Annotated in this window: 20 protein-coding genes and 7 tRNA genes; 18 read left to right on the top strand and 9 right to left on the bottom strand. The window is 66.8% G+C overall.

Annotated elements, in window-relative coordinates; all coding sequences use genetic code 11:
- Positions 1 to 63: 63 nt before the first annotated feature.
- From PQB87_RS11685 to PQB87_RS11650, 8 genes are all read left to right on the top strand, one after another.
- Positions 64 to 139 (top strand) — tRNA-Ala (locus PQB87_RS11685).
- 141 nt (positions 140 to 280) lie between these two features.
- A tRNA-Glu gene (locus PQB87_RS11680) sits at positions 281 to 356 on the top strand.
- Positions 357 to 434: 78 nt separating this feature from the next.
- Positions 435 to 511, top strand: a tRNA-Asp gene (locus tag PQB87_RS11675).
- 63 nt (positions 512 to 574) lie between these two features.
- A tRNA-Glu gene (locus tag PQB87_RS11670) sits at positions 575 to 650 on the top strand.
- An 80-nt stretch (positions 651 to 730) separates the two neighbouring features.
- Positions 731 to 807, top strand: a tRNA-Asp gene (locus PQB87_RS11665).
- Positions 808 to 873: 66 nt separating this feature from the next.
- Positions 874 to 949: transfer RNA gene (locus PQB87_RS11660), tRNA-Glu, on the top strand.
- 73 nt (positions 950 to 1,022) lie between these two features.
- Positions 1,023 to 1,099, top strand: a tRNA-Asp gene (locus PQB87_RS11655).
- 354 nt (positions 1,100 to 1,453) lie between these two features.
- Entirely contained in the window at positions 1,454 to 1,918 is a 465-nt protein-coding gene (locus PQB87_RS11650) for a GNAT family N-acetyltransferase (RefSeq protein WP_489241877.1), read from the top strand.
- A 26-nt stretch (positions 1,919 to 1,944) separates the two neighbouring features.
- Here the strand turns inward: PQB87_RS11650 and PQB87_RS11645 are convergent, their stop codons facing one another.
- Positions 1,945 to 2,820, bottom strand: coding sequence for an AraC family transcriptional regulator (locus PQB87_RS11645; protein ID WP_059687427.1), 876 nt, complete (start codon positions 2,818 to 2,820; stop codon positions 1,945 to 1,947).
- A gap of 278 nt (positions 2,821 to 3,098) precedes the next feature.
- On the opposite strand from PQB87_RS11645, the gene PQB87_RS11640 reads away from it, so the two are divergent.
- On the top strand, positions 3,099 to 3,512 hold the full coding sequence (locus PQB87_RS11640; RefSeq protein WP_059687308.1) for a gamma-glutamylcyclotransferase family protein: 414 nt from the start codon (positions 3,099 to 3,101) through the stop codon (positions 3,510 to 3,512).
- 127 nt (positions 3,513 to 3,639) lie between these two features.
- Here PQB87_RS11640 and aceB read toward each other — a convergent pair whose 3' ends face one another.
- Together aceB and PQB87_RS11630 are read right to left on the bottom strand one after the other, a co-directional pair.
- A complete protein-coding gene (gene aceB / locus PQB87_RS11635) occupies positions 3,640 to 5,232 on the bottom strand; it encodes a malate synthase A (protein ID WP_489241874.1) in 1,593 nt (530 codons plus the stop codon).
- Between the two features lie 65 nt (positions 5,233 to 5,297).
- A complete protein-coding gene (locus tag PQB87_RS11630; RefSeq protein ID WP_059687309.1) occupies positions 5,298 to 6,059 on the bottom strand; it encodes a haloacid dehalogenase type II in 762 nt (253 codons plus the stop codon).
- A gap of 154 nt (positions 6,060 to 6,213) precedes the next feature.
- Here PQB87_RS11630 and PQB87_RS11625 point away from each other — a divergent pair, with 154 nt between their 5' ends.
- Together PQB87_RS11625 and PQB87_RS11620 are read left to right on the top strand one after the other, a co-directional pair.
- Complete coding sequence (locus PQB87_RS11625) at positions 6,214 to 7,119, top strand: LysR family transcriptional regulator (protein ID WP_021159074.1); 906 nt, start codon at positions 6,214 to 6,216, stop codon at positions 7,117 to 7,119.
- 171 nt (positions 7,120 to 7,290) lie between these two features.
- Entirely contained in the window at positions 7,291 to 7,725 is a 435-nt protein-coding gene (locus PQB87_RS11620; RefSeq protein WP_011352489.1) for a universal stress protein, read from the top strand.
- Positions 7,726 to 7,915: 190 nt separating this feature from the next.
- On the opposite strand, the gene aceA is transcribed toward PQB87_RS11620, so the two are convergent.
- The 3 genes from aceA to PQB87_RS11605 form a co-directional block, all read right to left on the bottom strand.
- A complete protein-coding gene (gene aceA, locus PQB87_RS11615; RefSeq protein ID WP_027787068.1) occupies positions 7,916 to 9,223 on the bottom strand; it encodes an isocitrate lyase in 1,308 nt (435 codons plus the stop codon).
- A 393-nt stretch (positions 9,224 to 9,616) separates the two neighbouring features.
- On the bottom strand, positions 9,617 to 11,158 hold the full coding sequence (locus PQB87_RS11610; RefSeq protein WP_021159078.1) for a DEAD/DEAH box helicase: 1,542 nt from the start codon (positions 11,156 to 11,158) through the stop codon (positions 9,617 to 9,619).
- Positions 11,159 to 11,538: 380 nt separating this feature from the next.
- Entirely contained in the window at positions 11,539 to 11,808 is a 270-nt protein-coding gene (locus tag PQB87_RS11605) for an acyl-CoA-binding protein (protein ID WP_011352486.1), read from the bottom strand.
- A 147-nt stretch (positions 11,809 to 11,955) separates the two neighbouring features.
- Here PQB87_RS11605 and tsaB point away from each other — a divergent pair, with 147 nt between their 5' ends.
- Genes tsaB through PQB87_RS11585 form a run of 4 tightly spaced genes read left to right on the top strand, consistent with a single transcriptional unit; the run spans position 11,956 to position 15,194 of the window.
- Complete coding sequence (gene tsaB / locus PQB87_RS11600; protein WP_175829651.1) at positions 11,956 to 12,723, top strand: tRNA (adenosine(37)-N6)-threonylcarbamoyltransferase complex dimerization subunit type 1 TsaB; 768 nt, start codon at positions 11,956 to 11,958, stop codon at positions 12,721 to 12,723.
- Positions 12,720 to 13,220: a ribosomal protein S18-alanine N-acetyltransferase gene (gene rimI / locus PQB87_RS11595; protein ID WP_021159081.1), complete on the top strand. Its 501-nt coding sequence runs from the start codon at positions 12,720 to 12,722 to the stop codon at positions 13,218 to 13,220. Before tsaB ends, rimI begins: the two co-directional genes overlap by 4 nt.
- The gene (locus PQB87_RS11590) at positions 13,207 to 14,232 is read left to right on the top strand and encodes a uracil-DNA glycosylase (RefSeq protein WP_153488542.1); all 1,026 of its coding nucleotides are present in this window, start codon (positions 13,207 to 13,209) and stop codon (positions 14,230 to 14,232) included. Before rimI ends, PQB87_RS11590 begins: the two co-directional genes overlap by 14 nt.
- On the top strand, positions 14,229 to 15,194 hold the full coding sequence (locus PQB87_RS11585) for a DUF1853 family protein (RefSeq protein ID WP_489241868.1): 966 nt from the start codon (positions 14,229 to 14,231) through the stop codon (positions 15,192 to 15,194). Before PQB87_RS11590 ends, PQB87_RS11585 begins: the two co-directional genes overlap by 4 nt.
- Positions 15,195 to 15,212: 18 nt before the next feature.
- On the opposite strand, the gene thiD is transcribed toward PQB87_RS11585, so the two are convergent.
- Positions 15,213 to 16,022, bottom strand: a complete 810-nt coding sequence (gene thiD / locus PQB87_RS11580; RefSeq protein WP_059624097.1) for a bifunctional hydroxymethylpyrimidine kinase/phosphomethylpyrimidine kinase — start codon at positions 16,020 to 16,022, stop codon at positions 15,213 to 15,215.
- 58 nt (positions 16,023 to 16,080) lie between these two features.
- Positions 16,081 to 17,388, bottom strand: coding sequence for a lysophospholipid transporter LplT (gene lplT, locus PQB87_RS11575; RefSeq protein ID WP_059687314.1), 1,308 nt, complete (start codon positions 17,386 to 17,388; stop codon positions 16,081 to 16,083).
- Between the two features lie 218 nt (positions 17,389 to 17,606).
- On the opposite strand from lplT, the gene alr reads away from it, so the two are divergent.
- The 3 genes from alr to PQB87_RS11560 all read left to right on the top strand — a co-directional run bounded on the left by alr (position 17,607) and on the right by PQB87_RS11560 (position 20,478).
- Complete coding sequence (gene alr / locus PQB87_RS11570) at positions 17,607 to 18,677, top strand: alanine racemase (RefSeq protein WP_060068147.1); 1,071 nt, start codon at positions 17,607 to 17,609, stop codon at positions 18,675 to 18,677.
- Positions 18,678 to 18,688: 11 nt separating this feature from the next.
- A complete protein-coding gene (gene radA / locus PQB87_RS11565) occupies positions 18,689 to 20,065 on the top strand; it encodes a DNA repair protein RadA (RefSeq protein ID WP_059490088.1) in 1,377 nt (458 codons plus the stop codon).
- 146 nt (positions 20,066 to 20,211) lie between these two features.
- Entirely contained in the window at positions 20,212 to 20,478 is a 267-nt protein-coding gene (locus PQB87_RS11560) for a DUF2866 domain-containing protein (protein ID WP_021159088.1), read from the top strand.
- Between the two features lie 202 nt (positions 20,479 to 20,680).
- Here the strand turns inward: PQB87_RS11560 and PQB87_RS11555 are convergent, their stop codons facing one another.
- On the bottom strand, positions 20,681 to 22,612 hold the full coding sequence (locus PQB87_RS11555; RefSeq protein WP_042974800.1) for an ATP-binding cassette domain-containing protein: 1,932 nt from the start codon (positions 22,610 to 22,612) through the stop codon (positions 20,681 to 20,683).
- Positions 22,613 to 22,648 lie beyond the last annotated feature (36 nt).

Here is a 22,648-nt window from a genome sequence, read left to right as displayed (position 1 = left end):
AATCGCAAAAAGGGTATTTACAAGTTCAAAGTAGCTCCATATAATCTCATTTCTGTTCTGCAAGGGGGTATAGCTCAGCTGGGAGAGCGCTTGCATGGCATGCAAGAGGTCAGCGGTTCGATCCCGCTTACCTCCACCATCAGAACAAGCTGAGTTGATTTGCGAAGCAAGTAGGGTAGTAATAAATGCTTCACAAAATGATTCAAAGCAGTTAGAATTTCGGCCTTCGCTGTTGATTGAAAAGTGAATAGCGAAAGTCAGACAGATCTGAAAAGATTATGTCCCCTTCGTCTAGAGGCCTAGGACATCACCCTTTCACGGTGAGTACAGGGGTTCGAATCCCCTAGGGGACGCCAGATTCAGCGGCGTTTCGTAGAAGTGTCGCAAGGCTTGCGGGAACGTAACCGACGTCCTGCGGGTTGGGTAAGAAAGCTGGAGCGGTAGTTCAGTCGGTTAGAATACCGGCCTGTCACGCCGGGGGTCGCGGGTTCGAGTCCCGTCCGCTCCGCCAGAACGAAGCCCGTTCAAGACGTTTTTGAGCGGGCTTTTGTATTAAAGATGTAAGCAGTACGTTGTCCCCTTCGTCTAGAGGCCTAGGACATCACCCTTTCACGGTGAGTACAGGGGTTCGAATCCCCTAGGGGACGCCAGGATTCAGCGGCGTTTCGTAGAAGTGCCGCATCGCTTGCAGGAGCGTGACAAGATCCTGCAGGCGAGGGTAAGGAAAGCTGGAGCGGTAGTTCAGTTGGTTAGAATACCGGCCTGTCACGCCGGGGGTCGCGGGTTCGAGCCCCGTCCGCTCCGCCAGAACGAAGCCCGTTCAAAGAACGTTTTTTGAACGGGCTTTTGCATTAAGGATGTAAGCAGTACGTTGTCCCCTTCGTCTAGAGGCCTAGGACATCACCCTTTCACGGTGAGTACAGGGGTTCGAATCCCCTAGGGGACGCCAGATTTCGGCGTCGTTCGAACAAACGATGCGCCGGCAGGAAGCAACCGACGCCTGCCAGGCAAGCAGCAAGACTGGAGCGGTAGTTCAGTCGGTTAGAATACCGGCCTGTCACGCCGGGGGTCGCGGGTTCGAGTCCCGTCCGCTCCGCCAAAAAAATGAAGAAGCCCGCCTTGTGCGGGCTTTTTCATTTGTATCGTCGATTGCGCTCGCTGGCGGGCGCGTGACCGCGGAGCGGAGGAAGCCGTCTGCGCGGCTTCCGGCGGGACGCGAAGGGATGCGCGTGCACGCGCATCCGCGGCCTGCAGAATGTAGGCGAGTCCCGTCTGCTCCGCCAAAAAATGAAGAAGTCCGCCTCGCGCGGGCTTTTGCCTTTGTGGCGCCGGTTGTATCCGCAGGCGGCACGTAACCACCGGTCATCACGCGTCGAGCCGCTACGAGAAATCCGCGATTGCATCCGCACGCGACTGCGCTATCGTGGCGGGATGCGTTCTTGACCCCTGCGCGATGCTCGATCCGACCGACCTGCGACTCCTGTATCAGCTCCGGCCCGCGGAGGCCGGCGATTTTCTGTTTGCCGAAGCGCTGACGCACGGCAACATGGGCGGCTATTACAAGCGCCATGGGCTCGTCTGGCGCAGCGACCTGTTCTACGCGAGCTGGCGCGAATCCGAGAACTTCATCCTCGAGTCCGACGGCGAGCGCATCGGCGTGCTGCGCGTGACCGAGGAGGGCGATTCGCTGCACATCCGCGACGTACAGATCGCGGCCGGTCATCGCGGGCAGGGCGCCGGCACCTACATGCTCGACATGTCGCACCGCTGGGCGCGTGCGCGCGGGCTGCACGAACTGCAATTGCGCGTGTTCGTCGACAATCCTGCCGCGCGTCTTTATTTGCGCATGGGCTATCAGGTTGCCGGGTCGCGGCTCGCGCAACTTGGCTCGATCCGTCACATGGTGCGGCCGGTCTGACGCGCTGATGGCCCCGAACGACGCGTTCAGCGGACAGCGCCGACAGCGTCGTCGTCCGGGGTTTCGTCGTCCGCGAGGCTGCCTTCCGGGCCGCGGTGTTCGTAGCCGCGCAGCATGAATGCGCGCGGGCTTTCGCCGAATGCGCGCCGGAACATCGCCGAAAAGGCGCTCTGGCTCTGGTAGCCGAGCTCGCGCGCGATATGCGACAGCGGGCGCCCCTGGTTCAGCAGCGGAATGGCCCGTGCCAGCAGTGCCTGCTGACGCCACTGCGAAAAACTCACGCCCAGTTCCTGCTTGAAGAGCCGCGAAATCGTGCGCGTGCTCGCGCCGACCTCGCTTGCCCAGTGCTCGAGCGACTCCGCATGCGCCGGATGCGCGAGTACCGATTCGCACAGCATGCGCAGCCGTTTTTCGTCAGGCATCGGCACTGCGAGCGGCAGCGGTTCGGCGCGACTCAGCTCGTCGAGCACGAGCCCGCACAGCAGGCGCTCGCGCGCGGTGCTCAGGTCGCGCGCGTCGAGCGCGACGATCAGTTCGCGCAGGAGCCCCGTCACTTCGACGACACGGCACGCGTCAAGCCCTTCCGGCACGATCGACTCGTCGATGTACAGCGTGCGCAAGAACGCCTCTTCGACGATCACGACCTCGTGCGTCACGTGCGGCGGTACCCAGATCGCACGGGACGGCGGCACCATCCATGTTGTGCCGGTCGTCGCGACGCGCAGCACGCCGCGCGATGCGTACGCGAGCTGTGCCCATGAATGCGTATGCAGCGGGATGCGGCGCCCGGCGTCGAGCTGTCGTGCGCGCACGCGCATCGGATGGACGGCGGTCGGCGCGAATTCGGGCGGAATGTCGATGACGTACAGGTTCGGTACGTCGGCTTGGGCGGGCGGATTCATGAACGATTCGGGCAACGCTGCGGCGATGCCGTTATTGTAGAAGGCGCCGCGAAAGCGCATGTGACGGTTTGTCGGGCGATCATGCCGCGCTCAAATGAATGTCGTGTGGGGGCCTGGTGATTTCAGGGCCGCCCGCGACCAGAGGCGCTTGCGCGTTCGAACCATCGGGCCGGTATCGTGGTCTATCGATGCGCGGGGGATTGCGCACGAATCGCGCACGGATCGCGCATGAATCGCCCGTGAACACGGCAACACACGAATCAAAGAGGAGAACCACGATGCGTTACGTATTCGTCTACGGCACCTTGAGAAACGGGGAGGCCAACGACATCGGCCACGCGGCCGCCAGGCACGGAATTGCCGCGCCGACGCTGCTCGGCGCCGCCGCGCTGCCCGGAGAACTGTACGATTTCGGCACGTATCCGGGGATGGTTGCCGGGTCGGCCGGCAAGTCGCTGGTCTGGGGTGACGTCTACGAAGTCGACGACCTGCTCGTTCCCGTGCTCGACGAGATCGAGCGCGTCTATCCGGGTGTCGACTCGCTGTTCAAGCCCGACGACGTGACCGTCGAACTCGGCGGCCGGCAGTACGCGTGCCTTTACTATCCGGTCGCCGCGCACGCGACAGCCGGGCGTCCGCGCATTGCGTCGGGCGACTGGGTTCAGCACCGGCGCGAGCGGGAAGCCGTCTGACCGATCGCGCGGCAGCCGCTTCAGCCGCAAAGGAAAAAGCGCCCCGAGGGGCGCTTTCGTTTGTGCCGTCATTCGCGTGCGACCGGCGCCGACGCAGGGGCGGCCCCGATCGGGACGGGCGGCTTCGTCAGATTTCCTCGTACAGCGGCAGCGTCAGGAATTCGGTGAAGCCTTCCGACGTCGACATCTGCTCGAAGATCGCGGCGGCGCGCTCGTACGGCTGCGTGTTGCCGCCGACCGCGCGCTTCACGTTGTCGAGCTCGGCCTTCGAGAATTCCCGCACGAGCTCGGCCGTGACCTTGCGGCCGTCGTCGAGCACGCCCTTCGGCGAGCGGATCCATTGCCACACCTGCGAACGGGAAATCTCGGCCGTGGCCGCATCTTCCATCAGGTTGTGGATCGGTACGCAGCCGTTGCCGTCGAGCCAGGCGCCGAGGTAATGGATGCCGACGTTGATGTTGTTGCGCAGGCCGGCTTCGGTGATCGGCGCTTCAGGCTGGAAGTCGAGCAGGTTCCTGCCCTCGACCTGCACGTCGTCGCGCTGCTTCGCGATCTGGTTCGGCTTGTCGCCGAGCACCTTGACGAACTCTTCCATCGCGATCGGCACGAGGCCCGGGTGCGCGACCCAGCCGCCGTCGTAGCCGTCGGTCGCGTCGCGCTGCTTGTCCGAACGCACGCCGCCCATGGCCTTGTCGTTCGCTTCCGGATCGTTCTTGATCGGGATCAGCGCGCTCATCCCGCCGATCGCCGGCGCGTTGCGCTTGTGGCAGGTCTTCAGCAGCAGCAGCGCGTACGCACGCATGAACGGCACCGTCATCGTGATCTTCGAACGCTCGGCCAGGCAGAAGTCGCGGTCGTTCTTGAACTTCTTGATCGCCGAGAAGATGTAGTCCCAGCGGCCCGCGTTCAGGCCCGAGCTGTGTTCGCGCAGTTCGTACAGGATCTCGTCCATCTCGAACGCGGCGAGGATCGTCTCGATCAGCACCGTCGCGCGGATCGTGCCGCGCGGCACGCCGACGGCTTCCTGCGCCGCGACGAAGATGTCGTTCCACAGCCGTGCCTCGAGATGGCTTTCCATCTTCGGCAGGTAGAAGTACGGGCCCGAGCCGCGCGCAAGCAGTTCCTTCGCGTTGTGGAACAGGAACAGCGCGAAATCGAAGATGCCGCCGGACACGCGCTGGCCGTCGACCGTCACGTGCTTCTCGTCGAGGTGCCAGCCGCGCGGACGCACGATCAGCGTCGCGACCTTGTCGTTCAACTGGTAGGACTTGCCGTTCTGCTCGAGCGAGATCGTCCGGCGTACCGCGTCCTTCAGGTTGATCTGGCCGTCGATCTGGTTCGTCCAGCTCGGTGCGTTCGAATCCTCGAAGTCCGTCATGTACGAGTCGGCGCCCGAGTTCAGCGCGTTGATGATCATCTTGCGCTCGACGGGGCCCGTGATCTCGACGCGGCGGCATTGCAGGTCGGCCGGCAGCGGCGCGACCTTCCAGTCGCCGTCGCGGATCGCCTTCGTTTCGGCCAGGAAGTCGGGGCGCTCGCCCGCGTCGAGGCGTTTCGTGCGCTCGACGCGCGCCTGCAGCAGCGCCTGGCGGCGCGGTTCGAACGTGCGGTGCAGCGCCGCGACGAGTGCGAGCGCGTCGTGCGTCAGGATTGCTTCGTAACCCGGCTTGATTTCGCCGGTGATCGTCATGCCTTGCGGCAGCGTGATCGGGGTGCTCATGAGTCTCATCTCCTTGGTCGGTCAGTTGCGGTTTCGGTGAAGGGGGAAGGCGGCATCTGCAAACGTCATGCACCCGGGCCGGGGCGCGTGCGGTTTGCGGGTCTGCCGGACGGAGCCGGGGTGGCGAGGAATGCGAGCAGGTCGGCCATGCCGGTGCCCGTACCGTCCGGCGGCGCGCCGAGTTCCTCGGCGGGCGCGCCCGTGCGGTTGAGCCAGAACGTGGTGTAGCCGAACCAGACGGCGCCGGCGACGTCCCACGCGTTCGACGACACGAACACGATGCCGCGCCGGTTCGGTCCGAACGCGGCGGTGCCGAGCGCATAGGCCGCCGGACTCGGCTTGTACGCGCGCACGGTGTCGGCCGACAGCACGCGGTCGAACAGCCCGGACATGCCGGCGCTCTTGATCGCGATGTCGAGCATCTGCGGCGTGCCGTTCGACAGGATCGCGAGCGGCGGACGTGGGTCGAGCGCGCGCAGCTTGCGCAGCGCGGGCACCGTATCGGGATAGGTGGACAGGCACGCGTATTCGTCCATCAGTCGCTTCTCGGCCGCGCTGTTCAGCGCGAGCCCGAGCCGGCGCGCGGCGAACCGCAGCGCATCGAGCGTGATGTCCCGGAACGGGCGATAGTGGGCGCCGGCCGGATCGGCGAGCGTGCGCAGTTGCGAGTATTCGATTTGCTTGCGTCGCCACAGCTGCGACAACCGTTCCCCGTGACCCGGAAACATCTGCTCTGCCGCGGCCAGCACCGCACGCACGTCGAACAACGTGCCGAATGCGTCGAAGAGGATTGCGTCGGGAGAGGAGAGTGTCGTTGTGGCCGACATAGCCTTGCGCTCCGGTTTCAGAGGTCGAATGAATTCTATTCGTGATCGTATGCGCTAAAAAAGACGCTATTCATCACTTGATCTTTTACTTTCATATACCTAATCTTGAGCCGTTTAAGCTATTTGAAGGGCGGCGGCACCGCCCCGGCGAGTCATGGACCGGTTCAAGCAGATCGAAACGTTCGCTGCGGTCGCGGCGAAGGGCAGCCTGTCGGCGGCCGCGCATGCGGAAGGCGTCGCCCCGGCGATCATCGGCCGACGCCTCGACGCGCTCGAGGAACGGCTCGGCGTCAAGCTGCTGGTGCGCACGACGCGCAAGCTCACGCTGACGTTCGAGGGCTCGGCGTTTCTCGAGGACTGCCAGCGGATCATCAACGACATGCAGAACGCCGAGGCGAGCGTGTCTGCCGGCGGCGTCAAAGCGAGCGGCCACCTGCGTATTTCCGCGCCGGCCGGCTTCGGCCGGCGGCACGTCGCGCCGCTCGTGCCCGAATTCAGCGTCGGGCATCCCGACGTCTCGGTCACGCTCGACCTGTCCGACCGCATGGTCGACCTCGTCAACGAGGGGTTCGATTGCGCGGTGCGGCTCGGCGAGCTGCCCGATTCGTCGCTCGTGTCGCTGAAGCTCGGCGAGAACCGCCGCGTGTGCGTCGCGGCTCCCGCGTATCTCGTGCGGCGCGGCACGCCCGCGACGCTCGCGGAACTGGCGCGGCACAACTGCCTCGCGCTCGCGGCAAACGCGAACCAGCAGCGCGGCTGGGCGTTCCAGGAGGACGGCAAGGTCGTGTCGATCCGCGTGAACGGCACGATGGAATGCTCGGACGGCGCGGTGCTGCATGAGTGGTGCCTCGCCGGACATGGCCTGGCGTGGCGCTCGTGGTGGGAGGTCGGCGAGGACATCGCGGCCGGCCGGCTCGTCAGCGTGCTCGACGCATTTGCCGCCCCGCCGATCGGCATCCATGCGGTGTTCCCGCAACGCCGGCACCTGCCGCTGCGTGTGCGGCTGTTTCTCGACTACCTGAAACACACTTACGAGCGGCCCGGATATTGGGGCGAGTAGCAGCGGGAGCCGGTCGCGTTCGCCCGCGTGTTTCCGATATGAGGGCGAACCCGTTGCCGGGGCCGGTTGGGCGGTTTCGCGCACTACACTCGTAGGAGGCATGTCCGACGCGCCACGGCCGGCCCGGATGGGATCGCGGCTTGCGGCGTGTACTTGACGAAGGAGGGCGCGATGTTCCGGCACATCCTCGTTCCAACCGACGGTTCCGAACTGTCGCAGAAGGCGATCGACGGCGCGATCGACCTGGCCCGGGCGGTCGGCGCGCGCGTCACGGCGTACGCGTGCCTGCCGCAGTATCCGTACTCGCCGTTTTCCGAAGTGATCATCGAGCCGCCCGCCGATTTCCGGGCGCGCAGCGAGCGCGAGGCGCGCACGCATCTCGACGAGGTCGAATCGGCCGCGAAGGCGGCCGGCGTCGACTGCGACACCTGGACGAGCGTCCATCCGTCGCCGTATCTCGGCATCATCGAGGCGGCAGAACGCGGCGGTTGCGACGTGATCTTCATGGCGTCCCACGGACGCCGCGGGCTCGGCAGCTTGCTGATCGGCAGCGAGACGCAGCGCGTGCTGACCCATACGAAAATTCCGGTGATCGTCTATCGGTAGGGCGGTGCCCTGGAAAAAGGGCGCGCCGGACGAAGCCGGCGCGCGTCGTTGCTGGCGGCACGCAGGCCGCGCGGCCGGTCGCGCGATCGGTATCGCGCGCCTGCCGTCTCCTCCCTGATTTTTGTTCGGTGACCGATGCCGTGCCGTCGCGAGACGGAGGCAGGCATCGGCATGACACGCCTGGCGCGTGTTACGCGACCTTCTTGCCGTCGAAGAACTGCTCGTCCTCGGTCGAGCCGTGCAGTGCGGTCGTCGACGCTTCGCGTTCGACCGTCTGCGTCACGGCGTCGAAGTAGCCGGTGCCGACTTCGCGCTGGTGCTTGACGGCCGTGAAGCCCTTGTCCGCAGCCGCGAACTCGGCCTGCTGCAGTTCGACGAAGGCGCTCATCTGCGTGCGGGCATAACCGTGCGCGAGGTTGAACATCGAGTAGTTCAGCGCATGGAAGCCGGCCAGCGTGATGAACTGGAACTTGTAGCCCATCGCGCCGAGTTCCTTCTGGAACTTCGCGATCGTCGCGTCGTCGAGGTTCTTCTTCCAGTTGAACGACGGCGAGCAGTTGTACGACAGCAGCTTGCCCGGGAACTGCTTGTGGATCGCTTCCGCGAACTTCTTCGCGTACTCGAGATCCGGCTTGCCGGTTTCGCACCAGACCAGGTCGGCGTACGGCGCATAGGCAAGACCGCGCGAGATTGCCTGCCCGATGCCCGGCTTCGTGCGGAAGAAGCCTTCCACCGTGCGCTCGCCCGTGAGGAACGGCTTGTCGTTGTCGTCGACGTCGGACGTGATCAGGTCGGCGGCTTCCGCGTCGGTGCGGGCGACCAGCACGGTCGGCGTGCCCATCACGTCGGCCGCGAGACGCGCTGCCGACAGCTTCGCGACGGCTTCGCGGGTCGGCACGAGCACCTTGCCGCCCATGTGGCCGCACTTCTTCACCGACGCGAGCTGGTCCTCGAAGTGGACGCCCGAGGCGCCGGCTTCGATCATCGCCTTCATCAGCTCGAACGCGTTCAGCACGCCGCCGAAACCGGCTTCCGCGTCGGCGACGATCGGTGCGAAGAAGTCGACATAACCTTCGTCGCCCGGATTCTTGCCTTCCGACCACTGGATCTGGTCGGCGCGCGTCAGCGTGTTGTTGATGCGCTTCACGACGAGCGGCACCGAGTTCGCCGGGTACAGCGACTGGTCCGGGTACATTTCGCCCGCGACGTTCGCGTCGCCGGCCACTTGCCAGCCGGACAGGTAGATGGCCTTCAGGCCGGCCTTCACCTGCTGCATCGCCTGGTTGCCGGTCAGCGCGCCGAGTGCGTTGACGAACGGCTCGTTGTTGACGAGGCTCCACAGCTTTTCCGCGCCGCGTTTGGCGAGCGTGTGCTCGATCGGAACCGAACCGCGCAGGCGGACCACGTCCTCAGCCGAATAGCTGCGCTTGATGCCTTTCCAGCGCGGATCGGTTTCCCATTGCTTTTGCAGTTCCTGTGCCTGTTGCTGACGCGACATGATGAGCTCCTTGATGCGGTGCGATGCCTGATGGGTTGAATCTGACGGTGGTGAGGCTGCTCTCGAAGCCGGGAGCGTTGTGTTCCGGTTCGTGAGGTCTTGTATAAGAGTCTAGGCAAATCGACCGGGGCGGGACAGGGGGCTTTGCGGGGCGGCAGTCAAATTTTTAGTTGTTTTAATTCAGTAACTTGAGGTGGCAATTTCGAGATAAGAAACGCGCTTTCCCATCCTGCAATCGCTTGGGTTGTGCCACGCAGCATGATTTTTTACGACACAAAAAAATTTTCCGTATCGTGAAATGTGGGGCGGGGCGAAAAAAAACCGGCGCAGATGCGCCGGTTGGCTGAATGGGCAGTGCCATCCGTGGGGCGGCCGGTGGCCGCCCGTGCGTGCTTACGACGCGGAGTTGCTGCGACGCGGGCCGCCGCTGCGTTGACCGTCGCGGCGCGGGCCGCCGTCACGGCTGCCGCCCGGCTTGCCGCTCCAGCCGCCGCCATTGCCGCCGCCGTAGCTGCGGCCGTTGCCGCCATGACCGCCGCCCGGCTTGCCGCCGAAACGTCGACCGCCGCCGTTACCGCCGCCCGGACGGCCGCGGCCGCCGGTGCCGCCGTTGCGCGGGGGGGCCTTGCGCGGCTCGAAACCTTCGATCACGTTGACCGGCAGCGGCGAGCGCACGAAGCGTTCGATGCGCTTGAGCGCGCCCTGTTCGGCGTGGTGCACGAGGCTCACCGCGGTGCCCGAACGGCCCGCGCGGCCCGTACGGCCGATACGGTGCACGTAGTCTTCCGCGAACTTCGGCAGGTCGTAGTTGAACACGTGCGTGATGCCCGGGATGTCGATGCCGCGCGCCGCGACGTCGGTCGCGACCAGCACGCGCACACGGCGCTCGCGCAGCGCACGGATCGTGCGGTTACGCGCGCCCTGCGGCAGGTCGCCGTGCAGCGCGGCCGATTCGAAGCCTGCGTCGGCGAGACGGCCGGCGAGCTGGTCGGCATCGATCTTGGTCGCCGTGAAGATGATCGCCTGGTCGAGCGCGTCGTCGCGCAGCAGGTGATCGAGCAGGCGATCCTTGTGGTCGCGGTCGTCGACGTAATGCACGGTCTGCGCGATGTTCGCGCGCGACTCGAGGCGCTGCTGGATCTCGATACGCTCGGGATCCTTCAGCAGGCGGCTCGTCAGCGAACCGATCTTGCCGTCGAGCGTGGCCGAGAACAGCATCGTCTGGCGCGTCGCGGGCGTCGCGGCGACGATCGTTTCGATGTCGTCGATGAAGCCCATGTCGAGCATGCGGTCGGCTTCGTCGAGCACGAGCATCTTCAGCTCGGACAGGTCGATACGGCCGCGTTCGAGGTGATCGAGCAGACGGCCCGGCGTGGCGACCAGGATTTCGGGGTTCTTCGCGAGCAGCATCAGCTGCTGGCCGTAGGCGACGCCGCCGAGGATGCTGACCGTGCGCAGGCGCTTCAGGTGCTTGCCGTAGGTCGACGCGGCGGTGGTGACCTGCATCGCGAGTTCGCGGGTCGGCGTCAGCACGAGCAGGCCCGGGCGCGCGACGGGTTGCGGGCGGCGCGCACGGCGGTCGCCCTGGTTCGGTTCACGCGGCGCGCGCGGTTGCTGCGCCTGTGCCTTCTGGAGCTGCGCGAAACGTTCGATCGCGGGCAGCATGAATGCAGCGGTCTTGCCCGAACCGGTCGGGCTCGAGACCAGCAGGTCACGGCCGGCGATGCCGGCCGGAATCGCGCGCTGCTGGACCGGCGTCGGCTTCACATAGCCGGCGGCCTGCAGCGCGGAGACGATCTCCGGCGACAACCCGAGCGACGCGAAGCTCGGCTCGTCCGACGCCGGTTCGACCGCGGCCGGTGCGGCGGCGTCGTCGAGACCGAGCGCCTGGTCGGCGATCGCGTTGAGCGGGCTGGAGTTGATGCTCGAAGTCATAACAATCCTTGAAACACAGTGGGTGAAACGTCGGCGCCAATCGCGCATACCCAAGTCGTCGGATTCAGCGAGCAAATCGGGAAACGGGTGCAATCCGCCGAACCGTCGGCGGATGAGGCATTAGAAGCTGTTTTGGGTGCGGCGCGCTTCAGGAGCGGGGCCGCCAGCCTGATAAGTGACGACCGCGAAGGTCGAAGCAGGAGGGGACAGGTTCTAAACCGGATTGGAGCTTAACGCTACGAGGCGTCGGGCCGGAACGGCTTGCGAGCCGAGCGCGGAGATGACGCAGCCAGCATTATAAAGAGATTTGCTGCGCTGCGCCACTGATTTGATTGCCTATTGCAACCGGGGGCGACCGGGGGCGGCCGAAGGCTATTCGGTCAGGACGCCGTGCCGTTCTTCAGCGATTCGACGAGTTCGATGTACTGCTGCTTTGCCGCATCCTGCGACGTGCCCTTCAGCGCATCCCATGCGTCGTACTTGTATTTGCCGACGATGTCGGTGAAGCCCGGCTTGTCGCCATGGGCGTCGCCGTCGGTCGCCTGCTTGAAGAGCGCGTACAGGCGCAGCAGGGTCAGGTTGCCCGGCCGTTCCGTCAGTTGCTTGACGTCGATCTGGGCCTGGTCGAATTGGGCGGTGAGTTCGCTCATCGGGTGTCTCCGTAAGGGTTTCAGGTCGGGCGATCTTAACAAGCGGACCGCCCTGCGGGGTCGAGCGATCCTTCCAAACCGCCGCCGGGCGTGCGCGTGCGCACGGATCGGGCCCGATCGCCCGTGGGAGCGGGGTGCCGCATTACAATGTCGCCCATGACGCAAACAGTGCTCCTCGCCATCGATACGTCGACCGAATACTGCTCGGTCGCGCTGCTGCGCTCGGCCCACGCCGATGACGCCGTTTCCATCCCGCAAACCTGGGTCCGCCACGAACTGACGGGCGCCGTGTCGAGCACGCGCGTGCTGCCGGCAATCCAGGAACTCTTCGCCGAATCGGGGCTGACGCTCGCCGATTGCGACGCGATCGCGTTCGGCGCGGGCCCCGGCTCGTTCACGGGCCTGCGCACCGCGACGGGCATCACCCAGGGGCTCGCGTTCGGGCGCGGGCTGCCGGTCGTGCCGATCGGCACGCTGCTCGCGTGCGCCGAGCACGCGCGGCTGCGCGCCCCCGGTACGACCCGCGTCCTCGCCGCGCTGGATGCGCGGATGGACGAAGCCTACTGGGCGGACTTCGCTTGGGACGAAAGCGCCGGCGACTGGCTCACGCTGCATCCGGCTTCGCTCGATGCGCCGGGTGCGGTCGGCGTGCCCGACACGCCGTTCACGCTCGCGGGCAACGCGGCCGCCGCGTTCGGCGCGCAGTTGCCGGCCGCGGCGCACGCGGCCGTGATCGACGGCGACGCGATGCCGCACGCGCTGGCGGTCGCCCATGCCGCGCTGCGCGCGTTCCGCGCCGGCCGTGTGGTGCCGGCCGACCAGGCCGCACCGGAGTACGTGCGCGACAAGGTGGCACAGACGACCGCCGAGCGCGTCGCGGCACGCGCCGCTCAGGCAGGCGGAGCGAAGGGATGACGGGCGTCCTGCTGAGCGACCGCTACCTGGCGCCGATGACGGATGCCGATCTCGACGAGGTCGTCGCGATCGAGCACGTCGCGTACGAGTTCCCGTGGAGCCGCGGCAACTTCGAGGATTCGTTGCGCAACGGCTACCTGGGCGTGTGCCTGCGGCACGTGACGGGTTCGCTCGTCGGCTATTGCGTGCTGATGCCGGTGGTCGACGAGATGCACCTGCTGAACCTGTGCGTCGCGCCGGCCGCGCAGCGCGCGGGTGCGGGCCTTGCGCTGCTGCGCGAGGCCGTGCGCATTTCGCGTGCGGAGCGGCTCGACGGCGTGCTGCTCGAGGTGCGGCCGTCCAATCCGCGCGCGATCCATCTGTACGAGCGCTTCGGCTTCGTGACGATCGGCCGGCGCAAGAATTACTACCCGGCGAAGCACCACAGCCGGGAAGACGCGATCGTGATGCGTCTGACGCTGAACAAGGATGAGGGGGACGCGCATGGCATGGGCTGAAGCGGCGCTCGAGGAAATAGGCCTCGCGCAGATCTGGGTGCGGCGCGGGCAGGGCGCGAATGAAGGCGCGGACGCGGGCGCGGCAGTCGAAGCGCCCGCAGCGGCGCAAACGGGGGCGGCGAACGCCGCACCTGCCGTCGTTGCGACCGAGCGACCTGCGCGCACGCCGGTGCAAGACGAGGCAACGCCGGCAGTGGCGCGGAGCGTCGATGTTCCGCCGGTTCGCGAGCCTGCCGCCCCGGCGCACCGCGTCGACGACGATCGCGTGCCCGCACGCGCCGCGCCGGTCGCATCGATCGACACGATGCCGCCGATGGACGATGCGCCGCCTGCCGGAGCCGACGATTTTGCGTGGTTCGACGCGGCGCCGCCGGGCGATCCCGCGCCGGCAGCCCCATTGCGACGCGCCGAAACCCCGGTTGCGACACTCGACTGGGACGCGCTGGCTGCGCGCGTGGCCGACTGCACGCTCTGCCGGTTGTGCGAGAAGCGGACCAACACCGTGTTCGGGGTCGGCGACCGCGAAGCGGACTGGATGCTGATCGGCGAAGCACCGGGCGAAAACGAGGACAAGCAGGGCGAGCCGTTCGTCGGCCAGGCCGGCAAGCTGCTCGACAACATGCTGCAGTCGCTGTCGCTCCAGCGCGGCGACAACGTGTACATCGCGAACGTGATCAAGTGCCGGCCGCCCGGCAACCGCAACCCGGAGCCGGACGAGGTCGCGCGCTGCGAGCCTTATCTGCAGCGTCAGGTCGCGCTGGTGAAGCCGAAGCTGATTGTCGCGCTCGGTCGTTTCGCCGCGCAGACCCTGCTGAAGACGGATGCGAGCATCGCGTCGCTGCGCGGGCGCGTGCATGCGTACGAGGGCGTGCCGGTGATCGTGACCTACCACCCGGCATACCTGTTGCGCAGCCTGCAGGACAAGTCGAAGGCATGGGCCGACCTGTGCCTCGCACGCGACACGTTCCGGCGCGCGGAAGGCGCCGACGTGAACGGGCCGGCCGGGCAATGACGACGGGCGCGGCGTGCGCACTCGTCGATACGCTGCATGACGCCGCGGTTCGCGATCTGGGCTGGTTGCTTGCCAGCCCGAGCCTCCTCACCGCGGTACCGGGAGCGCCGCTTGCGCGCCCGTGGCCGGATGCGGCCGGGCAGTCGGCCGTCCACGCGTGGCTTGCCGCGCTCGATGCGCAACCCGGGCCGCTGCATCGTGCGCTCGACGGGTTCCGGCCCACCCGGCTCGGTCGCTACGCGGAATGCCTGCTTGAGTATTTCCTGACGCACGGCCCGTCGCTGCGGCTCGTCGCGGCCAATCTCCCGTTGCGCAGCAATGGCAAGACGCTCGGCGAAGTCGATTTTCTCGTCGACGCGCCGGGCGGTCAGCGCCTGCATTGGGAGCTCGCGGTGAAGTGCTATTTGTGCGCGCCGGTACGCGACGGTGCATCGCTTGCCGACTTCGTCGGCCCCAATCTCGTCGACCGGTTCGACCGCAAGCGCAGCCGGCTGCTCGATCACCAGTTGCGCCTCGGCGAACACGACGGGTTCGCGCGGCTCGGCTATGGCGCACCGTCCGACGCACAGATGTTCATCAGGGGCTGGTTGTTCTATCCGCACGGCGCGCCGTTGCCGCCGGTGTCCGCCGAAATCGCGCCGGATCACCCGCGCGGATTCTGGCTGACGCACGCGCAGTGGCCGGCGTGGGCGGCCGCGCAGCCCGCCGGCGCCGCATGGAGTGTGTTACCGAGGCTGGCGTGGCTGGCGCCGCGACGTGCCGCCGCCGATACCGGATTCGAGCCGGAACCGCTGGCGGCCGCTCTGGAACTGCCGCCCGTGTTGACGACGCGCGAGGCCCCCGCGCTGATCGGCATTCATGAACGGGACGGTGACGGCACCTGGCGCGAACGGGCGCGCGGGTTCGTCGTGCCGGACGACTGGCCGGTGCGCGCGCAGGCGTTCGCGGCGCAGGATCACTGACGCCGCGTCAGCCGGCGCTCACCACCAGCGATGAAAGTGATGGACGGGGCCGACGCCGTGGCCGACGTCGAGGTGGCCGCTCGCGGCGATCGCGCCGGTCAGGTAGGTTTTGGCTTCGCGCACCGCGCTTTCGAGGTCGGGCTGTTGCGGCAGCAGCGCGGCGATCGCCGACGACAGCGTGCAGCCGGTGCCGTGCGTGTTGCTGACCGGTACGCGTGCACCGTCGAGCCGCACGGTGCGAGCCGCTTCGACGAGCCAGTCGGGGCTCGCGGACGCGTCCGGCAGGTGGCCGCCTTTCATCAGTACGGCACGCGCGCCCGTCTGTAGCAGGGCCCGGCCTTGCCGGACCATGTCGTCTTCCGTGGTGGCGGGCACATCGTTCAGCAGCGCGGCCGCTTCGGGCAGGTTCGGCGTCACGACCGTCGCGAGCGGCAGCAACGCATCGCGTAACGCGTCGACGGCATCGGGCGCCAGCAGCGCGTGCGAGCTCTTCGAGATCATCACCGTGTCGAGTACGACGAAGCGTGGCGCATAACGCCGCAGCGCGTCGGCGACCGCGTGCACGATCGCCGCATTCGCGAGCATCCCGATCTTGACCGCATCGATGCGGATGTCGCTGAACACCGCGTCGAGCTGTGCGGTCACGAACGCCGCGTCCGGCGCATGCACGCCCGTTACGCCGCGGGTGTTCTGGGCGGTCAACGCGGTGATTGCGCTGGCACCGTAGGCGCCGAGCGCGGAGAACGTCTTCAGGTCGGCCTGGATGCCTGCGCCGCCGCCCGAATCGGAGCCGGCGATCGTCAGGATGTTGGGTATCGGGTGCGTCATCGGGGCAATGCGCCGGTTCGGAGACCGGCGCCGGCGGACGGAAACGAGGAGTGTAGCGTCAGTGCCGCGATTCGCCGATCAGCGCGACCGAGTCGAACTGGCGCTGGTTCGCCTGGTGGCGGCGCATCACGAGCCACATCGTCAGGCAGACGAACGTGCCGAACAGGACGATCACGACGCCGACCGGCACGTCGAGCCACACGAGCACCGCATACAGGCACAGCATCACGAGCACCGACAGGTTCTCGTTGAAGTTCTGCACCGCGATCGAGTGGCCGGCCGACAGGAGCACGTGGCCGCGATGCTGCAGCAGCGCGTTCATCGGAACGACGAAGTAACCGGACAGCGCGCCCACGCACATCAGGAAGATGTACGCGATGATCAGGTACACGGGCATGCGCAGGTGGCCGAAATGCACGGCCCAGTGCGGCGGGAACAGGTCGCGCGTGTAGAACGCCATCAGCATCACCGCGATGCCCATGACGATGCCGACGGGCAGCACGGTCAGCGACTTCTTCAACGGGATCCGGGCCGCGGCGGCAATTGCGCCGGCCGCGACGCCGACCGCGACCACGGCCTGGAGGATCGCGCCTTCCGACAGCGACATGCCGAGCGAGACTTCAGCCCACTTCAGCACGATGAACTGCAGCGTCGCGCCCGCACCCCAGAACAGCGTCGTGACCGCCAGCGAGATCTGGCCGAGCTTGTCGCGCCACAGCACCATGAAGCAGTCGGCGAAATCGGTGAGGAGCTTGACCGGGCCGCGTTCCTGCTTCGGGTAGCGGGCGCCGGTATCGGGAATGCGCAGGTTGAACAGCGCGGCGACCACGTAGATCGCCATGATGATCGCCATCGCCGCTTCGGCGGGCGTGCCGATCCAGGCGGGGGTATGCGCGATCACGTGCGACGCGATGTGCGGGCTGATCAGCGCACCGCCGAGCACGGTGCCGAGGATGATCGAGCTGACGGTCGTGCCTTCGATCCAGCCGTTGGCGGCAACCAGCCGGTCGGCCGGCAGCAGCTCGGTGAGAATGCCGTATTTCGCGGGCGAGTAGGCTGCCGCGCCGAAGCCGACGATCCCGTACGCGATCAGCGGGTGGGCGCCGAGCAGCATGATCATGCAGCCGACCACCTTGATCGAGTTGGTGATGAACATCACGCGGCCCTTCGGTCGCGAATCCGCGAACGCACCGACATACGCCGCCAGCACCACATAGGACAACACGAAGAACAGCTTCAGCAGCGGTGTCATCCAGTTGGGGGCGTGGAGGTCTTTCAGCAGGGCGATGGCGGCGATGAGGAGCGCATTGTCGGCCAGCGACGAGAAAAACTGCGCGGCCATGATGGTGTAAAAACCTTTTTTCATCTGATGCGATGCTTTCGTCGCTGCGGCAGGGCCGCGTAGGCCGCCTGGTATGCGATCGGCTTATTCCGTTCGAAATGGGTTGTGCGCACGGCTTTATAACATGAAAATACGCCAGTTCGGACTAGCAAGATTCCCCGATCGTTCCGCAAGTTGTCGGCTTCAGTGCTCAAAAGGCGCGGTAAGCTGATGATTCGCAAGCGTCTTTACGTAAATTTCCCATGCCGCGCCCGATCTCCGCCACCATCCACACCGCCGCTCTCGCGAACAATCTCTCCGTCGTCCGCCGCTTTGCCGGCCCGTCCAAGGTCTGGGCGGTCGTCAAGGCGAACGCGTACGGGCACGGTCTCGCCCGCGCGTTTCCGGGCCTGCGCGGCACCGACGGCTTCGGCCTGCTCGACCTCGACGAGGCAGTCAAGCTGCGCGAGCTCGGCTGGGCCGGCCCGATCCTGCTGCTGGAGGGGTTCTTCCGCTCGACCGACATCGACGTGATCGACCGCTACAGCCTGACGACGACCGTCCACAACGACGAGCAGATGCGGATGCTGGAAACGGCGCGGCTGTCGAAACCCGTCAACGTGCAGCTGAAGATGAACAGCGGGATGAACCGGCTCGGCTACCTGCCGGAGAAATACCGCGCCGCGTGGGAGCGCGCCCGCGCGTGCCCCGGCATCGGCCAGATCACGTTGATGACCCATTTTTCGGATGCGGACAACGAGCGCGGCGTCGCCGAGCAGCTCGCGACGTTCGAGCGCGGCGCGGAAAGCATCGCCGGCGCGCGCAGTCTCGCGAACTCGGCCGCCGTGCTGTGGCATCCGGACACGCATTTCGACTGGGTGCGCCCGGGGATCGTGCTGTACGGCGCGTCGCCGTCGGGGCTGTCGTCCGACATCGCCGACACGGGGCTGAAGCCGGCGATGACGCTCGCGTCCGAACTGATCGCGGTGCAGACGATCGCGAAGGGCCAGGCGATCGGCTACGGCTCGACGTTTTCCGCGCAGACGCCGATGCGGATCGGCGTGGTCGCATGCGGTTATGCAGACGGCTATCCGCGGGTCGCGCCCGAAGGCACGCCCGTGATCGTCGACGGCATCCGCACGCGGATCGTCGGTCGCGTGTCGATGGACATGATTACCGTCGACCTGACCCCCTGCCCGCAAGCCGGCGTCGGCGCGCGGGTCGAACTGTGGGGCAATGCACTGCCGATCGACGACGTCGCCCGCCATTGCGGCACGATCGGTTACGAGCTGATGTGTGCAGTCGCCGGCCGCGTGCCCGTGCGCGCGGAATAAGGGCGTCGCGCGTGGCCAAACAGAAAACCGTATACGTCTGCAGCGAGTGCGGCGGACAGACCCCGAAGTGGCAAGGGCAATGCCCGTCGTGCCAGGCCTGGAATACGCTCGTCGAATCGGTTCCTGAAGCGCCGTCGGCCCATCGGTTCCAGTCGCTCGCGAAGCGTGCGCCCGTGCAGCGTCTCGTCGACATCGAAGCTGCCGACGTGCCGCGCTTCTCCACCGGCATCGGCGAATTCGACCGCGTGCTCGGCGGCGGGCTCGTGCCGGGCGGCGTCGTACTGATCGGCGGCGACCCGGGTATCGGCAAATCGACGCTGCTGCTGCAGTCGCTTGCGGACATCGCGAGCGAGCGGCGCGCGCTCTATATCAGCGGCGAGGAATCGGCCGCGCAGATCGCGTTGCGCGCGCAACGGCTTGCGCTGCTCGACGGCGGTGCGCCGGCAGACGAACTGAAGCTGCTCGCCGAGATCCAGCTCGAGAAGATCCAGGCCGCGATCGACACGGAACGGCCGGACGTGGCCGTGATCGACTCGATCCAGACCGTCTATTCGGAAGCGCTCACGTCGGCCCCCGGCTCCGTCGCGCAGGTGCGCGAATGCGCGGCGCAGCTCACGCGCATCGCGAAGCAGTCGGGCACTGCGATCATCATGGTCGGGCACGTGACGAAGGAAGGCAACCTGGCCGGCCCGCGCGTGCTCGAGCACATCGTCGATACGGTGCTGTACTTCGAAGGCGACACGCACTCGTCGTTCCGGCTCGTGCGCGCGTTCAAGAACCGCTTCGGCGCGGTCAACGAACTCGGCGTGTTCGCGATGACGGAGCGCGGGCTGCGCGGCGTCGCGAATCCGTCCGCACTGTTCCTGTCGCAGCACGAGCAGGTCGTGCCCGGCTCGTGCGTGCTCGTTACACAGGAGGGCACACGCCCACTGCTCGTCGAAGTCCAGGCGCTCGTCGACACCGCGCACGTGCCGAACCCGCGCCGGCTCGCGGTCGGCCTCGAACAGAACCGGCTCGCGATGCTGCTTGCGGTGCTGCACCGTCATGCGGGCATCGCGTGCTTCGACCAGGACGTATTCCTCAATGCGGTGGGCGGCGTGAAGATCACCGAGCCGGCCGCCGACCTCGCGGTGCTGCTCGCGATCCATTCGTCGATGCGCAACAAGGCGCTGCCGAAGGGGCTGATCGTATTCGGCGAAGTGGGGCTGGCGGGCGAGATCCGGCCGTCGCCGCGTGGGCAGGAGCGGTTGCGCGAGGCCGCGAAGCTCGGTTTCACGTCCGCGCTGATCCCGAAGGCGAACGCGCCGAAGCAGCCGATCGAAGGGCTGAACGTGATGGCCGTCGATCGGCTCGAACAGGCGATCGACCGCGTGCGCGATCTCGAGTGACCGGCTGCACCGGCACGCGGGCCGGGCCTGCCGGCGATCTGGCGCGTAATTCGTTGTAAAGAATATGTAGGCTTCTGTAACCCGCCGGACATCGCTTTTCCCTATCCTTTGCCGGATTGTCGAACCGCGCAATGCGAAGGGAACCTATGTTGAAATCCTATGGGGAAGCGCCGGGCGGACGCCTTTACAACCTGCGCGGCTGCCGCGTGTCGGAGCCGATTCGCCAACCCTGGGGTGGTGGATGCCGGATCGTCGAGTGGATCGACGAAGAGGGGCGACTCGCGCGCAAGGTCGTGTCCGAGGACGTGACGGAAGCGGAAGTCGCTGCCGCGATCCGGCGGCCGACCGAAGGGCGCCGGTACCTTATGGGCGACGACGAGCAGATGCCGCGCGATACGCTGCCGCGCCGCTGAGCCGGCAGCCTGGCGGATGGCCGGCGAACCGGGTGACGACGGTAGTGAATGAACAGGCCGGGACCGCGCGCCCGGCCTTGTCGCATCCGGGCCCGAAGAAGGACGGATGGGCCTGTCGAGATGCCGCGATATCAAGGTGCCGCGGTGCCGAGGCAGCCGGCACGCCGGGCCGGCGTACCGGCCGGTTGTGCCGCGACAGCGGTCAGCCGATCTGCTCGAGCTCTTCCTGCGCGGCAAGCCAGTCGGCCTCGACCGTCTCGAGACGCGTGTTGACGTCCCCGAGCTTGCGGATCGCATCGGTCAGCTCCGTCTTGCGCTCGGCTTCGTAGCTCGCCGGATCGGCGACGAAGGCGTCGAGGCGTGCCTTCTCCGCGTGCAGCGTCTCCATTTCCTTTTCGAGCTTCGTGATGCGCGTCTGCAGCGGCTTCTTCAGCACCGACAGGCGCTGCCGTTCCTCGGCGGCCTGACGCTTCTGGTCCTTGCGGTTGGCCGCGGCACCCGCGCCCGACGAAGCCGCGCTGTCCGCCTTCGCGGCGGCGCGCTGTTCGGCCGCGTGCTGCAGCAGCCAGTCGCGGTAGTCGTCGAGGTCGCCGTCGAACGGCTGCAGCCGGTGTTTCGCGACCAGCATGAACTGGTCGGTCGTCGCGCGCAGCAGGTGGCGGTCGTGCGAGACGAGGATCAGCGTGCCCTCGAACTGCGCGAGCGCCATCGTCAGCGCATGGCGCGTTTCGAGGTCGAGGTGGTTGGTCGGTTCGTCGAGCAGCAGCAGGTTCGGCTTCTGCCAGATGATCAGCGCGAGCGCGAGGCGTGCCTTTTCGCCGCCCGAAAACGGCCCGACCGGGCTGGTTGCCATGTCGCCCGAGAAGTTGAAACCGCCGAGGAAGTCGCGTAGTTCCTGCTCGCGCGTGTCGGGCGCGAGCCGCGCCAGATGCGCCAGCGGCGAATCGTCCTCACGCAGCGTTTCGAGCTGGTGCTGCGCGAAATAGCCGATCGTCAGCCCCTTGCCGTCGCGGACGTGCCCCGACAGCGGCGCGAGCGTGCCGGCCAGCGTCTTGATCAGCGTCGACTTGCCCTGGCCGTTCGCGCCGAGCAGGCCGATGCGCTGGCCGTTCTGGATCGACAGCGCGACGCGCTCGACGATCGGGATCTCCGCTCCGCCGTCGGCGTGGTAGCCGCAGCGGACGTCTTCCATCACCATCATCGGGTTCGGCGCGGCATCGGGCGTGCGGAATTCGAACGTGAACGGCGACGCGATGTGCGCGGGCGCGATCAGCTCCATCTTCTCGAGCGCCTTCATCCGGCTCTGCGCCTGCTTGGCCTTGGTCGCCTTGGCCTTGAAGCGGTCGACGAAGCTCTGCAGGTGCTCGATCGTCTTCTGCTGCTTTTCGTAGGCGCTTTGCTGCAGCGCCAGTTGCTGCGCGCGCAGCACTTCGAACTGCGAGTAGTTGCCGCCGTAGCGCTTCACCTGGCGGTTTTCCAGGTGCAGCGTGACATTACAGATCGAATCGAGGAATTCGCGATCGTGCGAAATCACGACGAGCGTGCCGGGGTAGCGGTGCAGCCAGTCTTCGAGCCAGACGATTGCGTCGAGGTCGAGGTGGTTCGTCGGTTCGTCGAGCAGCAGCAAGTCGGAGCGGCACATCAGCGCCTGCGCGAGATTCAGGCGCATGCGCCAGCCACCGGAGAAGCTGGCGACGGATTCGCGCGTCTGCGCGAGCGTGAAGCCGAGACCGAGCAGCAGCGCCTCGGCACGGGCCGGCGCGGTGTAGCCGTCGGCGTCGGCGAACGCCGCGTGCGCGTCGGCTTCGGCGGCGCCGTCATGCGCGGCGGACGCGGCGGCGATGCGCGCCTCGATCTCGCGCAGCGCGGCGTCGCCGTCGAGCGTGTAGTCGAGCGCCGAGCGGTCGACGGCGGGCGTTTCCTGCGACACGTGGGCGATCCGCCACGACGGTGGCATCGAGAAATCGCCGCCGTCGGAGTGCAGCTCGCCGCGCAGGACCGAGAACAGCGTCGACTTGCCGGCGCCGTTCGCGCCGATCAGGCCGGCTTTCTCGCCGGGATTGAGCACGAAGGAGGTCGACTCGAACAGCGGCTTGGTGCCGCGCGCAAGGCTGAACTGATTGAAACGGATCACGGCGGAAATGACTGGCCAAAACCGCTATTCTAGACT

It is taken from the genome of Burkholderia sp. KL41 (assembly GCF_057005415.2).
This window is presented reverse-complemented; position numbering and strand designations above follow the sequence as displayed.

What these genes read in the sequence shown, in the direction of transcription:
- PQB87_RS11650 (WP_489241877.1), top strand. Translation starts at nt 1,454, where the DNA reads ATGCTCGATCCGACCGACCTGCGACTCCTGTATCAGCTCCGGCCCGCG.
- PQB87_RS11645 (WP_059687427.1), bottom strand. Translation starts at nt 2,820, where the DNA reads ATGAATCCGCCCGCCCAAGCCGACGTACCGAACCTGTACGTCATCGAC.
- PQB87_RS11640 (WP_059687308.1), top strand. Translation starts at nt 3,099, where the DNA reads ATGCGTTACGTATTCGTCTACGGCACCTTGAGAAACGGGGAGGCCAAC.
- aceB (WP_489241874.1), bottom strand. Translation starts at nt 5,232, where the DNA reads ATGAGCACCCCGATCACGCTGCCGCAAGGCATGACGATCACCGGCGAA.
- PQB87_RS11630 (WP_059687309.1), bottom strand. Translation starts at nt 6,059, where the DNA reads ATGTCGGCCACAACGACACTCTCCTCTCCCGACGCAATCCTCTTCGAC.
- PQB87_RS11625 (WP_021159074.1), top strand. Translation starts at nt 6,214, where the DNA reads ATGGACCGGTTCAAGCAGATCGAAACGTTCGCTGCGGTCGCGGCGAAG.
- PQB87_RS11620 (WP_011352489.1), top strand. Translation starts at nt 7,291, where the DNA reads ATGTTCCGGCACATCCTCGTTCCAACCGACGGTTCCGAACTGTCGCAG.
- aceA (WP_027787068.1), bottom strand. Translation starts at nt 9,223, where the DNA reads ATGTCGCGTCAGCAACAGGCACAGGAACTGCAAAAGCAATGGGAAACC.
- PQB87_RS11610 (WP_021159078.1), bottom strand. Translation starts at nt 11,158, where the DNA reads ATGACTTCGAGCATCAACTCCAGCCCGCTCAACGCGATCGCCGACCAG.
- PQB87_RS11605 (WP_011352486.1), bottom strand. Translation starts at nt 11,808, where the DNA reads ATGAGCGAACTCACCGCCCAATTCGACCAGGCCCAGATCGACGTCAAG.
- tsaB (WP_175829651.1), top strand. Translation starts at nt 11,956, where the DNA reads ATGTCGCCCATGACGCAAACAGTGCTCCTCGCCATCGATACGTCGACC.
- rimI (WP_021159081.1), top strand. Translation starts at nt 12,720, where the DNA reads ATGACGGGCGTCCTGCTGAGCGACCGCTACCTGGCGCCGATGACGGAT.
- PQB87_RS11590 (WP_153488542.1), top strand. Translation starts at nt 13,207, where the DNA reads ATGGCATGGGCTGAAGCGGCGCTCGAGGAAATAGGCCTCGCGCAGATC.
- PQB87_RS11585 (WP_489241868.1), top strand. Translation starts at nt 14,229, where the DNA reads ATGACGACGGGCGCGGCGTGCGCACTCGTCGATACGCTGCATGACGCC.
- thiD (WP_059624097.1), bottom strand. Translation starts at nt 16,022, where the DNA reads ATGACGCACCCGATACCCAACATCCTGACGATCGCCGGCTCCGATTCG.
- lplT (WP_059687314.1), bottom strand. Translation starts at nt 17,388, where the DNA reads ATGAAAAAAGGTTTTTACACCATCATGGCCGCGCAGTTTTTCTCGTCG.
- alr (WP_060068147.1), top strand. Translation starts at nt 17,607, where the DNA reads ATGCCGCGCCCGATCTCCGCCACCATCCACACCGCCGCTCTCGCGAAC.
- PQB87_RS11560 (WP_021159088.1), top strand. Translation starts at nt 20,212, where the DNA reads ATGTTGAAATCCTATGGGGAAGCGCCGGGCGGACGCCTTTACAACCTG.